We start from the raw sequence: 16725 nt of genomic DNA on the forward strand, positions 1-16725 counted from the left end.
TAGCGGCACGCCCGCCGCGGCCCACCTCTCAGGTCTCCTCGTCGCCGCCGAAGTGGTCCCAGCCGCCGGCCTTCCTCCACGGGGCGCCGTCCACCGTCACCTGCGGCTGCCCCCTCGACGCGAGCACGTCCCCGATCTTGCGCCAGCGGGCGGGGAGCTTCGCGTCCGCGGGGAAGGTCGCCACCAGGGCGTGGTCCTCGCCGCCGGTGAGCACCCAGTGCAGCGGATCGACGCCGACGGCCTGGCCGATGTCCGACATCTGCGCGGGCACGTCCAGGTCGGCCGAGCGCAGGTCGATACGGACCTTGCTGGCCTCAGCGATGTGCCCGAGGTCGGCCACCAGTCCGTCGCTCACGTCGGTCATCGAGGTGGCGCCGAGCCCGGCCGCCGCCGGCCCGGCGTGGTACGGCGGCTCGGGACGGCGGTGCGCCTCGACGAAGGCGCGCGGCGAGCGGAAACCGCGGGAGAGCACCGCGTGCCCGGCCGCCGACCAGCCCAGCCAGCCGGTGACGGCGACGATGTCGCCGGGGCGCGCTCCGAAGCGGGTGACCGGCTCCATGTTGCGCAGGTCGCCGAGCGCCGTGATGGAGACGGTGATGGTCTCGCCGCGTACGACGTCGCCGCCTACGACGGCCGCGGCGGCGACCTGCGCCTCGTCGCGGATGCCGTCCATGAGCTCCACGGGCCAGTTCGCGGGGAGTCCGGCGGGGACGACGAGGCCGAGCAGCAGCGCCGTGGGCACGGCGCCCATCGCCGCGATGTCGGCGAGGTTCTGCGCGGCGGCCTTGCGCCCGACGTCGTAGGCCGTGGACCAGTCACGCCGGAAGTGCCGTCCCTCGAGCAGGATGTCCGTCGTCGCGACGACCCTGCGGTCCGGGGCGGAGACCACCGCGGCGTCGTCGCCGGGGCCGACGCGTACGGCGGGTGTGGTGGTCAGCCGGGACGTCAACTCCCGGATCAGGCCGAACTCTCCGAGCTCCCCGACGGTACCGGGCGTGCGTGGGCGGCCGCCCCCGTAGTGATCCCCGTACTGCCCGCTCAGATGCATCGCCCTGCCCCTTCGCCCGTCGCCGTCCGCCTGATCCCCGCGAAGCCGTCCGCGGTACGCCCCCGCGCACCGCGCCGGAGCGAACGCACCGCACGGTGCGGCCGCTCCGGTCCCGGAACCGCCGATCTGCCGTCACCGACGGTGCTGCGGGTCTCCCGCGCGGTAGCAGCTACGCGATACCGTGGCGTCCCCTCTCCACCCATGATCCTCGAAGCCGCCCTGGAGGTTCCGTGGTACAGGCCTACATCCTGATCCAGACCGAGGTCGGCAAGGCGTCCGTCGTCGCCGACGTCATCGCCAAGCTTCCGGGCATTCTGCACGCCGAGGATGTGACCGGCCCCTACGACGTGATCGTTCGCGCGCAGGCCGACAGCGTCGACGAGCTCGGACGCATGGTCGTCGCCAAGATCCAGAAGGTGGACGGCATCACGCGGACGCTGACCTGCCCGATCGTTCATCTCTAGCTCCCCCGTATGCTCGCCCGGTGCACTCCTCGTACCGCCGGGCGCCGTTCACGGTCGCCGTCACCGCCGCGCTCCTGGCCGCCGCGGGATGCGGGGACACGGGGCAGGGCGGGCCGGCGGCCCCCACCCCCTCCGGCAAGGCCGCCGAACTGTGCCGCTCGCTGCACGAACGGCTGCCGAAGCGCGTGGACGGGCAGCAGCGGATCACGCTGGATCCCGCCTCGAAGTACACCGCGGCGTGGGGCGATCCGGCCATCGAACTGCGCTGCGGAGTGCCACGCCCCGAGAAGCTCACGCCCGGCAGTGAACATTACAACCCCACGGCGGAGGCCGCGGAAGTCGACGGAGTCTCCTGGCTGCTGGAGGAGCGCGAGGACGGCTACCGCTTCACCACCACGGACCGCGCGGCCCACGTCGAGTTGACGGTCCCGGACAGCTACGCGCCCGAGATCGGCGCGCTGACCGACCTCGCCGAGCCCGTACGGGCCTCGTTGCCGGGGCGCTCCGGGAGCTCCTAGCGCAGTCCCGTCTCCCGCCGCAGCGCCGCCTGGATGAGCCGGTCCACCAGTTCGGCATAGTCGACGCCGCTCTTCTCCCACATGCGCGGGTACATGGAGATGGGCGTGAACCCCGGCATGGTGTTGATCTCGTTGATCACGAACCGGCCGTCGTCCGTACGGAAGAAGTCGGCGCGGACCAGCCCCTCGCAGGAGGCCGCCTCGAACGCCCGTACCGCCAGCTCCTGGACCCGGGCCGTCTCCTGGGGGTCGAGCTGAGCGGGGACGATGCCGGACGCGGAGTCGATGTACTTCGCCTCGAAGTCGTAGAAGTCGTGCGCGCTCACCGGCGGGATCTCCGCGGGGACGCTGGCACGCGGGCCGTCCTCGAACTCCAGCACACCGCACTCGATCTCGCGGCCGCTGAGCAGCGACTCCACGACGACCTTCGGGTCGTGGCGCTGCGCCTCGGCGATCGCCTCGTCGAGGCCGCCGATGTCGTCGACCTTGGTGATGCCCATCGACGAGCCCGCACGGGCGGGCTTCACGAACAGCGGCCAGCCGTGCTCGCCGGCCAGGTCCACGATCCGCTTGCGCGCGGCCCCCGGATCCGCCGCCCAGTCACGGGGACGGATGGCCACGTACGGACCGACCGGCAGCCCGAAGGACTGGAAGATCCGCTTCATGTACTCCTTGTCCATGCCCACGGCCGAGGCGAGCACGCCGGCGCCGACGTAGGGCACGCCCGACATCTCCAGCAGACCCTGAAGAGTGCCGTCTTCACCGTACGGGCCGTGCAGCACGGGGAAGACGACGTCGACCTCGCCGAGTGCCTTGGGCACGGAGCCGGGCTCGTGGTACGTCACCTCGCGGTTGCCCGGCTCCAGGGGCAGCAGGACGCCGCCGGGGTTGGAGTCGGCCAGCTCCGAGACACTGGGCAGCTTGCGGTTCTCGATGGCCATGCGCTCGGGTTCGTCCGCCGTCAGCGCCCAGTGGCCGTCCGTGGTGATGCCGATGGGCAGCACCTCGTACTTCTCACGGTCGATGGCGCCGAGTACGGCACCGGCTGTGACGACTGAGATCGCGTGCTCCGAGCTTCGACCGCCGAAGACGACGGCGACGCGGGGCTTCCGGGAGTGGCTCTGGCTGCTCATATCGGCCCGACTCTACCGCCTGGTTCCCGACGCGTCAGGGTGCCGGGGGCCCGCGTCGTGGGCGCACCGGCCGCCCCGCGCGCACCGGTTCACCGCCCGGGTGTGAACGCGCCGTGGCACGGGGCGGATCGGCCCCGTGCCACGGAGGTACGACACCTGCGCGCTGTGCGGCGGCGCCTCAGACGCGTTCGGCCTTCGCGCTGCGCGACATCAGTTCCTTGAGCGCGACCAGGGGCGGTTTGCCGTCGTGCACGATGCCGACCACGGTCTCCGTCAGGGGCATCTCCACCCCGTACCGGCGGGCCAGTTCACGTACGGACTCGCAGGACTTGACACCTTCCGCGGTCTGCCGTGTCACCGCGATCGTCTCCTGCAGCGTCATGCCCCGGCCGAGGTTGGTGCCGAAGGTGTGATTGCGGGAGAGCGGCGAGGAACAGGTGGCCACGAGGTCTCCCATGCCGGCGAGGCCCGCGAAGGTGCGCGCGTCGGCGCCCATGGCCAGCCCGAGCCGGGTGGTCTCGGCGAGGCCGCGGGTGATCAGGGACGCCTTGGCGTTGTCGCCGAGTTCCATGCCGTCGGCGATGCCGACCGCCAGCGCGATCACGTTCTTGACCGCTCCGCCCAGTTCACAGCCGACGACGTCGGTGTTGGTGTACGGACGGAAGTAGGGCGTGTGGCAGGCGCCCTGCAGCCGCTGCGCGACCGTCTCGTCCACACAGGCCACCACCGAGGCCGCCGGACGGCGGGCGGCGATCTCCCGGGCGAGGTTCGGGCCGGTGAGCACCGCCACCCTGGAGCGTTCCACTCCGGCGACCTCTTCGACGACCTCGCTCATCCGCTTGGCCGTGCCCAGTTCGATGCCCTTCATGAGCGAGACCAGGACGGTTGCGGGGTGCAGCAGCGGCGTCCACTCGGAGAGGTTGCCGCGCAGCGTCTGGGAGGGGACGGCGAGCACGGTGAACTCCGCGTCCCGCGCCGCCTCGGACGGGTCGGTCGTGGCCGTGACCCCCGCGGGAAGTTCGGCGTCCGGGAGGTAGTCGGGGTTCACGCGGCGGGTGTTGACCGCTTCCGCGAGCTCGGGCCTGCGACCCCAGAGGGTCACTTCGCAGCCCGCGTCGGCGAGCACCATCGCGAAGGCCGTACCCCAGGAACCCGTGCCGAACACGGCAGCTTTCGTCACGCCTTGTCTCCCCCCGCCGCCCCGGGGGGCGCCGTGTCCGTCTGTGCCCGCTCCGCAGGCGGCTGCTCGTGCGGGATCTCCTGCCGCCGCTGCAGGGCCTCGCGCTGATCGAACCGTTCGACCGGCGCGGGTTCCCCGCGGATGTCGGAGAGCTGTGCCGTGATCTCGTCCATGATGCGTTCGGTGACCTCACGCAGTACGGCCGCGGTCGGCTCCTGCCCGTAGAACTCCGAGAGATCGATGGGCGGTCCGGCCTGCACCACCAGGGTCTTGCGCGGAAAGAGCCTGATGTCCTTGCGCTTCGGGTACGGGGGGACGGCGAGATTCGCGCCCCACTGGGCGACGGGAACAACCGGTGCTTTCGTGGCCAGCGCCACGCGGGCAGCTCCCGTCTTGCCCTTCATCGGCCACATTCCGGGCTCCCGGGTGAGGGTGCCCTCGGGGTAGAACGCCACGCACTCGCCGTTGTTGATGGCTTCCACGGCGGCACGGAAGGCCCCTATGGCGTCCTTGGTCTCACGGTAGACGGGAATCTGCCCGGTGCCGCGCATGGCCCTTCCGACGAACCCGTCCTTGAACAGGTCGACCTTCGCCAGAAACCGCGGGACCCGTCCGGTGTTGTACTGGAAGTGGGCGTAGGAAAGCGGGTCCAGGGCCGAGTTGTGATTGACGACCGTGATAAATCCGCCGTCGTCCGGAATGTGTTCCATTCCGCGCCAGTCCCGATTGAAGAAGACCACGAGCGGCGGTTTCACCAAGACCGCGGCAAGGCGGTACCAGAAGCCGATTCTGCGGCGGGACACCCGGACACCATCTCCTCTTGCCTCTTCGAACAGCCGCGTGGCTCCCCGGCGGCGGTGAGACCGGCCTCCCGCGAAGCGGGCACGGGGCCCTCGGCACAACGGTGGGGGCCTGCCCAGCACGGCGAGCGTGGGATCTCCCCAGCGCGCGAGGAGCAAGTCTCACCCCCCGCACCCCACCGTGTCGAGCACACGGCCTGTCTGCGTCTGAGGAGCAACCGTAGCCCCACGCCGGTGGCGGCGGACCGGCGGCGGGTGAGAATGAGGGTGATGCAGTCACCAGTGACGCCTGTCGCGTGGACCCTCGTGGTGCCGTTGAAGCCGCTGATACGGGCCAAGAGCAGGCTCACCGCGGCTCCGGACGACCCGGCGCGCGCGCACCTCGCGCTGGCGTTCGCACAGGACACCGTGCGCGCGGCGCTGGCCTGTACGGCCGTACGGGGTGTGGCAGTTGTCACCAGCGATCGGCTGGCCGCCCGGGAGCTGAGCGCGCTGGGGGCTCGTATCGTCCCGGACGAGGCGGACTGCGGTCTCAATCCCGCGCTGGCACACGGCGCCGCACTCGTCCGTGCCCGCCACCCGCAGGCACCGCTGGCCGCCCTCAACGCCGACCTTCCCGCTCTGCGGCCCGCCGAGCTCGCCGACGTGCTGAGCGCCGCAGCACGCTCTCCCCGCGCCTTCCTGCCGGACGCGGTGGGCAGCGGCACGACACTGCTCTCCGCCCTGCCGGGTCACGAACTCTCCCCGCACTTCGGCCCGCGCTCCCGCGCCCGCCACCGCGCTTCGGGAGCCGTGGAGATCCGCCTGTCGGGCGTGGAGAGCGTCCGGCGGGACGTGGACACCCAGACGGATCTGGCCGCGGCCGTCGCTCTGGGGGTGGGGCCCTTCACGGCGCGGGCCCGGTGCCCGGACGCGGGGGCGGCTCCCGCCAACAGCGCCTGAGGGGTCTCGTCTAGGCTGCCGGGCATGCAGGCCACTTCCTACACCTACGACCCCGGGACCCGCACCGGCAGCGTCCTGCTCGACGACGGCACGCCGCTCCCGTTCGACGCCGCCGCCTTCGACGCCGGGGGGCTGCGCCTTCTGCGCCCCGGGCAGCGCGTCCGCGTGGAGGTCGAGGGCACAGGCGAGGAGCGCCGCGTCACCTTCGTGACCCTGCAGACGCTCTAGCGGGTGTGACCGGGAGGCACCAGCGGCTCGCGACGCCCGGCGAACCTTCCCGGCCACGGCACCGGCGGCCCTGCGGGGACGGCACGCGGGCCGCCCCGAACGCCCGCCGGGCCGGACTCCCCGGGGGAGTCCGGCCCGGCGCTGCGGGTCCTGGCCAACTCAGCGCCTGCGCGCGGTGGCCCTCTTGGCGGTGGTCTTGCGGGCGGCGGTCCTGCGCCCCGGCGCCTTCCTGGCCGGCGCCTTCTTGGCGGTGGCCTTCTTCGCCGTCGACTTCTTCGCGGTGGACTTCTTGGCCGTGGACTTCTTCGCGGCGGTCTTCTTGGCGGTCGACTTCTTCGCCGTCGCCGCCTTGGCCGTGGACTTCTTCGCCGCGCTCTTCTTCGCGGGCGTGCGCTTCGCGGTGGTCTTGGCGGCGGTCGACTTCTTCGCGGCGGTGCGCTTGGCGGTGGCCTTCTTGGCGGTGGACTTCTTCGCCGCGGCCCGCTTCGTGGTGGCCTTCTTCGCGGAAGTGCCGCTCATCAGGCTGCCCTTCGGGGCCTTCTTCACCGCGACGTCGTTCTTCGGAAGCTTCTTCGCTCCGCTGACCAGTTCCTTGAAACCGGCGCCCGCCCGGAAGCGCGGCACCGAGGTCTTCCTCACCCGGACCCTCTCCCCCGTCTGCGGGTTGCGGGCGTAGCGGGCGGGGCGGTCGACCTTCTCGAACGAGCCGAACCCGGTGACCGATACCCGCTCCCCCGACACGACCGAGCGGACGATCGCGTCGAGCACCACGTCCACGGCGTCCGCGGCCTGCTGCCTGCCACCGAGCTTGTCCTGGATTGCTTCTACGAGCTGCGCCTTGTTCACGTCTTCCCCTTCGGAACCATTGCAGGAACGAATGTGTTCAAGCTTTTTCGCACGCTAGGCAGATATATACCGCGAATCAAACATGAAACGGGCGAATCACCCTTGTGCCGCAACGAACTCGCCCTTCATCGAGTTCCGTCAGCGCGCTTGCCTGCCTGTTCCTCGGGGAGGCGTCCCTCGTCGATATCCGTCATCAGACGGTCCACACGCCGCTCCGCGTCGGCGAGATCGTGCTTCGAGGCCGCCGTGATGACGAGCAGCTTGCGCGTCAGCGCCACCCGTACGCCCTCGGGGACTTGCAGTGTGCGCACTCTTGCGTGCGCCTCCTTCAAGCGGGCGGCGAGCCGGTCGTAGAGATCGAGTTGACCGTCGCGTTCCATGCACCGATTGTGCCATCTGCGGTGAGTTGTCGCATGGCACGTGCCCAACACGCGGATGCGCCCCCCGCCTTGCGAGCGGGGGGCGCCGGGGGTACGCGCTGTCGCGCGGGGCGCTGCGAGCGCCGGTCAGGCCGGGCTCACGCCTTCTGCGTCACGGGCTTGAACCCCGCTCGCTGTGCCTCGAAGGCGGCGATGGCCTCCTCGTTCTTGAGCGTGAGGCTGATGTCGTCCAGTCCTTCGAGCAGCCGCCAGCGGGCGTTCTCGTCCAGCTCGAAGTCCGCATCGATACCGGGGGCGAGCACCTTGCGCCGTACGAGATCGACGGTCACCCCGACGCTGGGGTCCGACTCGGCCAGCTCCCACAGGGCATCCACCGTCTGCTGCGGCAGCACGACCGTGAGCAGGCCGTTCTTCAGCGAGTTGCCACGGAAGATGTCCGCGAAGCGCGGGGAGATCACGACCTTGAAGCCGTAGTTCTGCAACGCCCAGACGGCGTGTTCACGGGAGGAGCCGGTCCCGAAGTCCTCGCCGGCGACGAGCACCGTGCCGCCCTTGTACGCCTCCTGGTTGAGCACGAACGAGGGGTCCTTGCGCCACGCCTCGAACAGCCCGTCCTCGAAGCCGTCCCGGGTGACCTTCTTCAGCCAGTGGGCGGGGATGATCTGGTCGGTGTCGACGTTGCTGCGGCGCAGCGGAACGACCCGGCCCGTGTGAGTGGTGAAGGCTTCCATGTGTTGCGTCCTCCTCAGACGGCGGCGGGCTCGCGCACGTCGGACAGGTCGGCGGGTGAGGCGAGGTGGCCCAGCACCGCCGTGGCGGCGGCGACCTGCGGGGAGACCAGATGGGTGCGGCCGCCCTTGCCCTGCCTGCCCTCGAAGTTGCGGTTGGAGGTGGACGCGGCGCGCTCACCCGGCTTGAGCTGATCGGGGTTCATCCCCAGGCACATCGAACAGCCCGCGTGCCGCCATTCGGCCCCGGCCGCGGTGAAGACCTTGTCCAGCCCCTCCTCGACGGCCTGCAGCGAGACGCGCACGGAGCCGGGCACGACCAGCATCCGCGTGCCCTGGGCGACCTGCCGCCCCTCGAGGACGGCCGCCGCCGAACGCAGGTCTTCGATACGGCCGTTGGTGCACGAGCCGACGAAGACGGTGTCGACGGCGACCTCGCGCAGCGGCTGTCCGGCGCTCAGCCCCATGTACTCCAGCGCCTTCTCGGCGGCCAGCTTCGCCGCCCCGTCCTGGAAGGACGCCGGGTCCGGCACGGACTCGGACAGCGGTGCGCCCTGGCCGGGGTTGGTTCCCCAGGTCACGAACGGCGCCAAGTCCCCGGCCTCGATGACGACCTCGTGGTCGAAGACGGCGTCGTCGTCGGTGCGCAGCGTCCTCCAGTACTCGACCGCGGCGTCCCAGTCGGCGCCCTGCGGCGCGTGCGGGCGGCCCTGCACGTACGCGAACGTCGTCTCGTCGGGGGCGATCATCCCGGCGCGGGCGCCGGCCTCGATGGACATGTTGCAGATGGTCATCCGCGCTTCCATCGACAGCTTCTCCACGGCCTCGCCGCGGTACTCGATGACGTAGCCCTGGCCGCCGCCGGTGCCGATCTTCGCGATGACCGCCAGGATCAGGTCCTTCGCCGAGACGTCGTCGGGAAGTTCGCCGTTGACGGTGACCGCCATCGTCCGGAACGGCGCCATCGGCAGCGTCTGCGTGGCCAGTACGTGCTCGACCTGGCTGGTGCCGATACCGAAGGCCAGTGCGCCGAACGCGCCGTGCGTGGAGGTGTGCGAGTCGCCGCAGACGACCGTCGTGCCGGGCTGGGTCAGGCCGAGCTGCGGCCCGACGACGTGCACGACGCCCTGCTCGACGTCGCCCAGCGGGTGCAGCCGAACGCCGAAGTCCGCGCAGTTCTTGCGCAGGGTCTCCAGCTGGGTGCGCGAGACCGGGTCGGCGACGGGCTTGTCGATGTCCAGGGTGGGGGTGTTGTGGTCCTCGGTCGCGATGGTGAGGTCCGTGCGGCGCACCTGGCGGCCGTTCTGGCGGAGCCCGTCGAACGCCTGCGGGCTGGTCACCTCGTGCAGCAGGTGCAGATCGATGAAGAGGAGGTCCGGTTCGCCTTCCACGCGCCGCACGACATGGTCGTCCCAGACTTTCTCCGCGAGTGTCCGTCCCATCGCTTTCCCTCCGGCCGGCCGCGTCGCCGGCCACATCTCGAGATCAAGTGGCACACGGTCCCCTGCGACGGTCCCCCGGGGCCCACGTGTGCTTCGCCACTCCAGGGTGGCGGGTGGCGCCGGAAAAGGAACTTGCGTTTCACACTTTGAGACGCGAGTATCGACGCATGGACAACTCTAGCGGCGTCGGCGTACTCGACAAGGCGGCTCTGGTATTGAGCGCTCTGGAGTCCGGTCCGGCCACTCTCGCGGGACTCGTGTCGGCCACCGGCCTGGCGCGTCCCACGGCCCACCGGCTGGCCGTGGCCCTGGAGCACCACCGCATGGTGGCCCGGGACATACAAGGGCGCTTCATCCTCGGCCCCCGCCTCGGCGAGCTGGCCGCGGCAGCCGGCGAGGACCGCCTCCTGGCCTCGGCCGGGCCGGTTCTCACACATCTGCGCGACGTGACGGGCGAGAGCGCCCAGCTCTACCGCCGCCAGGGTGAGATGCGCATCTGCGTGGCCGCCGCCGAGCGGCTGTCCGGACTGCGGGACACCGTGCCGGTCGGCTCGACCCTGCCGATGAAGGCGGGGTCCGCGGCACAGATCCTGATGGCCTGGGAGGAACCGGAGCGCCTGCACCGCGGCCTGCAGGGCGCCCGCTTCACCGCCACGGCGCTCTCGGGCGTACGCCGCAGGGGCTGGGCACAGTCCGTGGGCGAACGCGAACCGGGCGTGGCCTCCGTCTCCGCCCCGGTGCGCGGCCCGTCCAACCGCGTCGTCGCCGCCGTCTCGGTCTCCGGACCCCTCGAGCGTCTGACCCGGCACCCCGGACGTATGCACGCGCAGGCGATCGTGGACGCGGCGGCCCGGCTGAGCGACGCGCTGCGCCGCACGACGGGCTGAGCGGCGGGCCGCCGGGACGCCGGCCGTGGACCGCGAGAGCCCGGACGTCCCTGGCCGGTGCCCCTGGCTTCCACCGGCCTCCACAACGCGGTGGACGGTTCAACCGGCTCTGCCGCACGGAGACTTGGACGACAACACAAAAGGCCCTCCGCATCTCACGGAGAGCCTTCTGGGAGATCGAGTACCCCCGACCGGATTCGAACCGGCGCTACCGCCTTGAGAGGGCGGCGTGCTAGGCCGCTACACAACGGGGGCCCCAGCCTGGTCCACGACGAACGTGAACCCGTACCCCCGACCGGATTCGAACCGGCGCTACCGCCTTGAGAGGGCGGCGTGCTAGGCCGCTACACAACGGGGGCCTCGATCTTGTCAACTCGCAGCTTGCGCAACGCATTTGCTCAAGATCGCGCTGGGCTACCAGGACTCGAACCTAGACTAACTGAACCAGAATCAGTCGTGCTGCCAATTACACCATAGCCCACCAAAACGCAACCCCTCGTCGGGATCTTGTCCGGGTGACCGCCTTCCGGCCGGGCCTTGTGGCCTCGCTCCGTCGGCGACAGGCAGAACATTACCTGATCGCGGACCGGGCTCCAAAACGGGTTCCCACCGGCGACGCCGGGCCGATCCGCTACCGCAGGGCCGCGAGGAAGCGGCACCAGGCGGCGGGGGCGAGGCTGAGAGCGGGGCCCGATATGCGCTTGGAGTCACGCACGTGGACGATCCCCGGACAGGCCGCGACCTCGACGCAGTCGCCGCCACCGGAGTCGCTGTAACTGCTCTTCCGCCAATCGAGGGCGACCTCCACACAGTCACCGCCGCTGGCATCGCTGTAACTGCTCTTCCGCCAGACCAGCTCTCTCATAGCTCTCCCGCCAACTGCTCGATGAGACTGAGGGATTCCTCCGGACGGAGGGCTTGCCGCCCGATCATGGCACAGCGTCGCGCCAGCGTACCGACTTCATCCGGCCTGGATACGAGAGTGCTCCTGTCGTTGCCCTCCATGTACACGAGTCGCTCGTCCTCGGGTGTCTCAACGAGCTTCATCGGCCCCCGCAACCCCGCGTGCGCTCCCCGCACTGTCGGCATCACCTGAAGGGTTACGTTCGGCCGCTCAGCGCAGGCCAACAGGTGCTCGTACTGAGCCTTCATCGCGCTCGCGTCACCAACCTGCCGCCGCACCGCACCCTCTTCGAGAACGACGTCGACCACGCACACCGGTTTTCTCGTCAGCAGTGCCGCACGTTCCAACCGTGCGGCCGTGAGTTGCTCAAGCTCTTCCTCGTCCACCGGGGGGAATCCGCACCGCAGCACCTCACGTGTGTACGCCTCCGTCTGGAGCAGACCGTCGATCACCTGCGTGCACCAGGACATGACGCTCAGCGCCTCCTGCTCCATCTGCACGAAGCCCTGGAAGTACTCCGGATACCGCTCCAGCCGGAGGTACTTGCTCGCGGCGCGGATGACGCCGCCCGCGTCGAGCGCCTTCTCCGCCGCCTCGACGAACTCGTCCGTCGCCGGCTTGGCGCAGGTCTCCACCGCGCTGACTGCCGCGCCCGTGTAGTTCATGCGCGCGCCCAGGTCGTTCTGGGACAGCCCGGCCGAACTCCGCAGCAGCCGCAGGACTTCCGCGAAGTACTGCCCCGCCGGTGAGGCCACCTTCTTCCCCTGCGCCGTCGTCGCCACCACCCGTCACAACCCCCTTCAACACGCCCCAACACGACTCAACGCCGACGCCGCCGGGGTCGTCGTCCACCGCCGTCGACATGCGATCACTACCGAAAGTAGTCGCGTGCGACGACTCTGTGCACATGAACTCGGAAAGTCATGAGACGGCACCCGCGCTGGCGTCTCTCATCTGGTGGCGGCGGTTCCCGTCCGTTCCCCGCATCGTTCCGGCGGCCCGCCACGCGGCGGCCCACGCACTGACCCACTGGGGCGTGGCGGGGAGCGAGGTGGAGGATGCCGCCCTCGTCGTCTCGGAGTTGGTGACCAACGCGGTGCGGCACGGACGCGTCCCCGGGCGCCTCGTCGAACTGCGGCTGGTCTACGACCTGGAGAAGTCCGTCACCGTGGAGGTCTCGGACACCGGGGACGGGCGACCGTCCCCGGATGCCGCCCCTCCCGCCGCCGTACCGGCGTCGGCCGAGTCGGGCCGCGGGCTCCCGCTCGTCGCGGCGCTGGCGGCGGAGTGGGGCGTACGGGACCGGGTGGTCGGCAAAACGGTCTGGGCCCGCCTGCTGGTGGAGCCTGGCCGAGCGACTACCTGACGTCAATGGTCGTTGACCCAGGGTTTGACCCGTGCGTCCCGGTGATATCAAGATCGGCGCGAGTAACCGGAAAAACCGCGCATATGACTGCGCAGACCCTGTGGCTGCCTCGGCCGAGGCAGCCACAGATGCCTCCCGCCCCCTCCTCCATGGAGTCCGTAGCATGAAGACCTGTCCACCGTTGACCGACGCCCGAGGAGGTCTGGCTGTGCCCACCGACGTGGATCCCACCGCTTGCGAGAAGACCCCCGGCGCCATCCGCAACGCGCTTGAGCGGCGGCCCGACTGGTTGCGTGGCTTCACTCAGGACTTCATGTGCGCCGCCGGGGAGTTCGACCAGGAGGCGATGGACGCCGCTCTCGACAAGTGGTTCCCGGCTGCCTGCGCTTGCGCCACGCCCGGTTACATGGACGAACTCGAGGACACGGTTCGACGCATCAATGACGGTGACACGGACGGCATGGTCTTTCGTGACGCCGACGGCAACGCGTTCGACTGGGACAACAACCCCATCTCTCCAGACGCGGCTGAGCGTTGAGCAGCTACGGAATCAGGTACGCCGACCGCGCCGCGCAGATGAAGGCGGCGCTGCCCTCCGCTCAACGAGCGTCGCTCGAAGCGCTCGAGAAGAAGCTAAGCAACTCCCCGTTCGGACATGGAGCCCGCAACAACAATGACAACAGCTGGTCCGCCTTCTTCCTCGGCGGAATGATCACGTACGTGGTTTCCGATCACCACCTCGTGGTCAACGTCATCAATCTCATCACGCTCTGATGCGCGCAGATCTGAAGTCACTCGTCAGGCCCTGGAACCGAAGCTCCGGGGCCTGAGCCAGCGGTTCCGTCAGCCGTCAGGCCGTGCCCAGCTTCGCCAGTGCCGCGTCCACGCGCGCCAGCGTCCGCTCGCGGCCCAGCAGTTCGAGGGACTCGAAGAGCGGGAGGCCGACCGTGCGGCCCGTGACCGCGACGCGGACCGGGGCCTGGGCCTTGCCCAGTTTCAGGCCGTGCTCCTCACCGGCCGCGAGGACGGCTTCCTTGAGCGCCTCGGCGTTCCACTCCGCCCCGGCCAGCTTCGTACACGCCGTGGCCAGCACGTTCTCCGCGCCCGGCTTCATCGCCTTCGCCCAGGACGCCTCGTCCTGCACGGGCTCGTCGAGGAAGAGGAAGTCGACGTTCGCGGTGATGTCGGAGAGCACCGTCAGCCGGGTCTGCGCCAGCGGCGCCAGCTCCTCGAAGGCGGCCCGGTCGAAGGCTTCCGGCGCCCACGGCGCGTACGGGGCGCGCAGCCACGGCTCGCAGGCGGCGGTGAAGTCGGCGAGCGGCATCTCGCGCAGGTGCGTGGCGTTGATGGCCTCGCACTTCTTCAGGTCGAAGCGGGCCGGGTTGGCGTTGACGTCGGTGATGTCGAAGGCGGCGACCAGCTCGTCCATCGAGAAGATGTCGCGGTCCTCGGCGATCGACCAGCCCAGCAGGGAGAGGTAGTTGAGCAGCCCCTGGGGCAGGAAGCCGCGCTCGCGGTAGAGGTTGAGCGAGGCCTGCGGGTCGCGCTTGGAGAGCTTCTTGTTGCCCTCCCCCATCACGTACGGCAGGTGGCCGAAGGCGGGGGTGGTGCCGTTGCCGACGCCGAGCTGCGCGAGGGCGCGGTAGAGGGCGATCTGGCGCGGGGTGGAGGAGAGCAGGTCCTCGCCGCGCAGCACGTGCGTGATCTCCATCAGCGCGTCGTCGACGGGGTTGACGAGCGTGTAGAGCGGGGCGCCGTTGGCGCGGACGATGCCGAAGTCGGTGACGTCCTTGGGGGCGAACGTCAGCTCGCCGCGTACGAGGTCGGTGAAGGTGATCGGCTCGTCCGGCATGCGGAAGCGCACGATGTGGGTGCGTCCCTCGGCCTCGAAGGCGGCGATCTGCTCGGCGGTCAGCTCGCGGCACTTGCCGTCGTAGCCGGAGGGACGGCCCTCCTTGCGGGCGGCCTCTCGGCGCACCTCCAGCTCTTCGGCGGTGCAGTAGCACGGGTAGGCGTACCCGGCCTCCTGGAGCCTGACCGCGATGTCGGCGTAGATCTCCATGCGCTGCGACTGGCGGTAGGGGCCGTAGGCGCCGATGGCGCTGCTCGCGCCGGTGCCGCCGTCGAAGGCGGCGGGGCCCTCGTCCCAGTCGAGGCCGAGCCAGCGCATGGCGTCCAGGAGCTGCTCGTAGGACTCCTCGGTGTCGCGGGCGGCGTCGGTGTCCTCGATGCGGAAGACGAGGGTGCCGCCGTGGTGGCGGGCGAACGCCCAGTTGAACAGGGCGGTGCGGATCAGGCCCACGTGCGGGTTGCCGGTCGGGGAGGGACAGAACCGTACGCGGACGTCCTTCGTGCCGGCGCTCGCCGGGGTCGCGCTCGCGGTCGCGTCAGTCACGCTTGACCACCTTGTTCGTGAGAGTGCCGATGCCTTCGATGGTGACGGCGACCTCGTCGCCGATGCTGAGGGGGCCGACGCCCGCGGGGGTGCCGGTGAGGATGACGTCGCCGGGCAGCAGCGTCATGGCCTCGGTGATGTGGACGATCAGGTCCTCCACGGAGCGGACCATCTCACTCGTACGGCCGAGCTGGCGCTGCTCGCCGTTGACCGTGCACATCACGCCGAGGTCGGACGCGTCCAGCTCCGTCTCCACCCAGGGGCCGAGCGGACACGAGGCGTCGAAGCCCTTCGCGCGGGCCCACTGGGACTCGGCGCGCTGGACGTCGCGGGCCGTGATGTCGTTGCCGCAGGTGTAGCCGAGGATGACGTCCTTGACGCGCTCGCGGGGGACGTCCTTGCACAACCGGCCGATGACGACGGCCAGTTCGGCCTCGTAGTGCACCTCGGAGGAGAAGCGGGGGTAGCCGACCGGGTCGCCCGGGCCGCACACGGAGGTCGACGGCTTGAAGAAGACGACCGGGACGTCGGGGACCTCGTTGCCCAGTTCCTTGGCGTGGTCGGCGTAGTTGCGGCCGACGCCGACGACCTTGTTGGGCAGTACGGGCGGCAGCAGCCGGACCTTGTCCATGGGGAGCTTCTGGCCCGAGCGCTCGAACTCTGCGAAGGGGTGGCCCTTGATGATGTCGAGGACGGGGCCGCCTTCGGTCTCCGCGTCCCCTTCCACGACGCCGAAGGCGACGTTTCCGTCGAGGGAGAATCTTGCGATGCGCACGGGTGGTGGTCGCCCTTCACTGGCCGGCTGGAGGTGACGCTCCAGCGTATGCCACCGGCGGTGGCGGGGCGGCGGGGGCCGCCGCGGGGTCGCGCCCCGGTGGCGTACGGCTCGTGGCCCCGACGGCTCGTGATCCGGACGCTCGTGGTGCGGGCAGCTCGTCGTGCGGAGGGCTCGTCGTGCGCGCGGCTCCCCCCGGAGGAGAACGGCGGGCTCCCACGGCGCGTGCGACGGGTACGCGTACAGGGCGCCAACCGCGGGTACTGACGTGTGCGGGGCACGTATCGCGCGTACCGGCACGTGCGGCACATGCCCGGCGAACTGCCCGCCCGTGGAGTGGAGTCGGCCCCCTTCCGGACCCGCGCACCAGACCCGCGCCGGCGGTGGAGCCCGTGGACGGCCCCAGGAGGGCGCGGGAGGCGCGCGGCGGTCCAATTACCCAACAGGGGCGCGTGCGGCGCCTGGAGCGCCCCGCAGGGCCCCGCGAGCGCCGTTCCTGCGGTGCCGCACCCACACGGGACGCACCGCACCCGCCCGTCACACGACGAACCCCCGCCTCTTCGGACGGGGGTGACGGGAATGCGGCCCGCGGCGGGCGTGAGGCGCCCGCCGCTCGGGCGTCAGCGCAGGCGGGCCATGAGCGCGTGTTCGACCAGCGTGATCAGGGCGCTCTTCGCGTCCGCGCGGTG

20 protein-coding genes, 3 tRNA genes and 1 pseudogene are annotated in these 16725 nt (G+C 70.5%); 8 read left to right on the forward strand and 16 right to left on the reverse strand.

What is annotated here, in order from left to right; all coding sequences use genetic code 11:
* Window positions 1-28: 28 nt before the first annotated feature.
* Window positions 29-1048, reverse strand: a complete 1020-nt coding sequence (locus H343_RS32840; RefSeq protein WP_037905110.1) for a thiamine-phosphate kinase — start codon at window positions 1046-1048, stop codon at window positions 29-31.
* Between the two features lie 230 nt (window positions 1049-1278).
* On the opposite strand from H343_RS32840, the gene H343_RS0125375 reads away from it, so the two are divergent.
* Window positions 1279-1512, forward strand: coding sequence for an Lrp/AsnC ligand binding domain-containing protein (locus tag H343_RS0125375; RefSeq protein ID WP_028433414.1), 234 nt, complete (start codon window positions 1279-1281; stop codon window positions 1510-1512).
* Between the two features lie 20 nt (window positions 1513-1532).
* Window positions 1533-2030 (forward strand): DUF3515 domain-containing protein, encoded by a 498-nt coding sequence (locus tag H343_RS32845; protein WP_051266023.1) that lies wholly within the window; start codon window positions 1533-1535, stop codon window positions 2028-2030.
* Here the strand turns inward: H343_RS32845 and H343_RS0125385 are convergent.
* The 3 genes from H343_RS0125385 to H343_RS0125395 form a co-directional block, all read right to left on the reverse strand.
* Window positions 2027-3163 carry a D-alanine--D-alanine ligase family protein gene (locus tag H343_RS0125385; protein WP_028433415.1) on the reverse strand — a complete coding sequence of 379 codons (1137 nt, stop codon included), beginning with the start codon at window positions 3161-3163 and terminating at the stop codon, window positions 2027-2029. The genes H343_RS32845 and H343_RS0125385 overlap by 4 nt on opposite strands.
* Window positions 3164-3341: 178 nt before the next feature.
* A complete protein-coding gene (locus H343_RS0125390; RefSeq protein ID WP_028433416.1) occupies window positions 3342-4343 on the reverse strand; it encodes an NAD(P)H-dependent glycerol-3-phosphate dehydrogenase in 1002 nt (333 codons plus the stop codon).
* Window positions 4340-5146 (reverse strand): lysophospholipid acyltransferase family protein, encoded by an 807-nt coding sequence (locus H343_RS0125395; protein WP_028433417.1) that lies wholly within the window; start codon window positions 5144-5146, stop codon window positions 4340-4342. Before H343_RS0125395 ends, H343_RS0125390 begins: the two co-directional genes overlap by 4 nt.
* Before the next feature lie 267 nt (window positions 5147-5413).
* Here H343_RS0125395 and cofC point away from each other — a divergent pair, with 267 nt between their 5' ends.
* Window positions 5414-6085, forward strand: a complete 672-nt coding sequence (gene cofC, locus H343_RS32850) for a 2-phospho-L-lactate guanylyltransferase (RefSeq protein WP_051266026.1) — start codon at window positions 5414-5416, stop codon at window positions 6083-6085.
* 24 nt (window positions 6086-6109) lie between these two features.
* Window positions 6110-6313 carry a hypothetical protein gene (locus H343_RS0125405; protein ID WP_028433418.1) on the forward strand — a complete coding sequence of 68 codons (204 nt, stop codon included), beginning with the start codon at window positions 6110-6112 and terminating at the stop codon, window positions 6311-6313.
* A 159-nt stretch (window positions 6314-6472) separates the two neighbouring features.
* Here H343_RS0125405 and H343_RS0125410 read toward each other — a convergent pair whose 3' ends face one another.
* From H343_RS0125410 to leuC, 4 genes are all read right to left on the reverse strand, one after another.
* Entirely contained in the window at window positions 6473-7159 is a 687-nt protein-coding gene (locus H343_RS0125410; protein WP_028433419.1) for an HU family DNA-binding protein, read from the reverse strand.
* 125 nt (window positions 7160-7284) lie between these two features.
* The gene (locus H343_RS0125415; protein WP_028433420.1) at window positions 7285-7539 is read right to left on the reverse strand and encodes an SCO5555 family protein; all 255 of its coding nucleotides are present in this window, start codon (window positions 7537-7539) and stop codon (window positions 7285-7287) included.
* Window positions 7540-7676: 137 nt separating this feature from the next.
* The gene (leuD, locus tag H343_RS0125420; RefSeq protein WP_028433421.1) at window positions 7677-8270 is read right to left on the reverse strand and encodes a 3-isopropylmalate dehydratase small subunit; all 594 of its coding nucleotides are present in this window, start codon (window positions 8268-8270) and stop codon (window positions 7677-7679) included.
* A 14-nt stretch (window positions 8271-8284) separates the two neighbouring features.
* The gene (gene leuC, locus H343_RS0125425) at window positions 8285-9709 is read right to left on the reverse strand and encodes a 3-isopropylmalate dehydratase large subunit (protein ID WP_028433422.1); all 1425 of its coding nucleotides are present in this window, start codon (window positions 9707-9709) and stop codon (window positions 8285-8287) included.
* Between the two features lie 167 nt (window positions 9710-9876).
* Between leuC and ndgR the strand changes: the two genes are divergently transcribed.
* Window positions 9877-10596 carry an IclR family transcriptional regulator NdgR gene (gene ndgR / locus H343_RS0125430; RefSeq protein WP_028433423.1) on the forward strand — a complete coding sequence of 240 codons (720 nt, stop codon included), beginning with the start codon at window positions 9877-9879 and terminating at the stop codon, window positions 10594-10596.
* 182 nt (window positions 10597-10778) lie between these two features.
* Here ndgR and H343_RS0125435 read toward each other — a convergent pair.
* The 5 genes from H343_RS0125435 to H343_RS0125455 all read right to left on the reverse strand — a co-directional run bounded on the left by H343_RS0125435 (window position 10779) and on the right by H343_RS0125455 (window position 12285).
* Window positions 10779-10851: transfer RNA gene (locus H343_RS0125435), tRNA-Glu, on the reverse strand.
* 31 nt (window positions 10852-10882) lie between these two features.
* A tRNA-Glu gene (locus tag H343_RS0125440) sits at window positions 10883-10955 on the reverse strand.
* A 50-nt stretch (window positions 10956-11005) separates the two neighbouring features.
* Window positions 11006-11077: transfer RNA gene (locus H343_RS0125445), tRNA-Gln, on the reverse strand.
* A 150-nt stretch (window positions 11078-11227) separates the two neighbouring features.
* Window positions 11228-11461, reverse strand: coding sequence for a DUF397 domain-containing protein (locus H343_RS0125450; RefSeq protein WP_028433424.1), 234 nt, complete (start codon window positions 11459-11461; stop codon window positions 11228-11230).
* A complete protein-coding gene (locus H343_RS0125455) occupies window positions 11458-12285 on the reverse strand; it encodes a helix-turn-helix domain-containing protein (protein ID WP_486587042.1) in 828 nt (275 codons plus the stop codon). Before H343_RS0125455 ends, H343_RS0125450 begins: the two co-directional genes overlap by 4 nt.
* Before the next feature lie 122 nt (window positions 12286-12407).
* Between H343_RS0125455 and H343_RS0125460 the strand changes: the two genes are divergently transcribed.
* The 3 genes from H343_RS0125460 (at window position 12408) to H343_RS0125470 (ending at window position 13640) form a co-directional block, all read left to right on the forward strand.
* Window positions 12408-12866: an ATP-binding protein gene (locus H343_RS0125460; RefSeq protein WP_028433426.1), complete on the forward strand. Its 459-nt coding sequence runs from the start codon at window positions 12408-12410 to the stop codon at window positions 12864-12866.
* A 208-nt stretch (window positions 12867-13074) separates the two neighbouring features.
* Window positions 13075-13404, forward strand: a complete 330-nt coding sequence (locus H343_RS0125465) for a DUF6247 family protein (RefSeq protein WP_486587043.1) — start codon at window positions 13075-13077, stop codon at window positions 13402-13404.
* Window positions 13401-13640, forward strand: a complete 240-nt coding sequence (locus tag H343_RS0125470) for a hypothetical protein (protein WP_028433428.1) — start codon at window positions 13401-13403, stop codon at window positions 13638-13640. Before H343_RS0125465 ends, H343_RS0125470 begins: the two co-directional genes overlap by 4 nt.
* A gap of 76 nt (window positions 13641-13716) precedes the next feature.
* On the opposite strand, the gene gltX is transcribed toward H343_RS0125470, so the two are convergent.
* The 3 genes and pseudogenes from gltX to H343_RS35070 all read right to left on the reverse strand — a co-directional run.
* A complete protein-coding gene (gltX, locus tag H343_RS0125475; protein WP_028433429.1) occupies window positions 13717-15261 on the reverse strand; it encodes a glutamate--tRNA ligase in 1545 nt (514 codons plus the stop codon).
* The gene (locus H343_RS0125480; protein ID WP_028433430.1) at window positions 15254-16036 is read right to left on the reverse strand and encodes a fumarylacetoacetate hydrolase family protein; all 783 of its coding nucleotides are present in this window, start codon (window positions 16034-16036) and stop codon (window positions 15254-15256) included. Before H343_RS0125480 ends, gltX begins: the two co-directional genes overlap by 8 nt.
* Before the next feature lie 620 nt (window positions 16037-16656).
* Window positions 16657-16725, reverse strand: a pseudogene (locus tag H343_RS35070) (ATP-binding protein); the annotation flags it as partial.

The organism is Streptomyces sp. TAA204 (assembly GCF_000424965.1).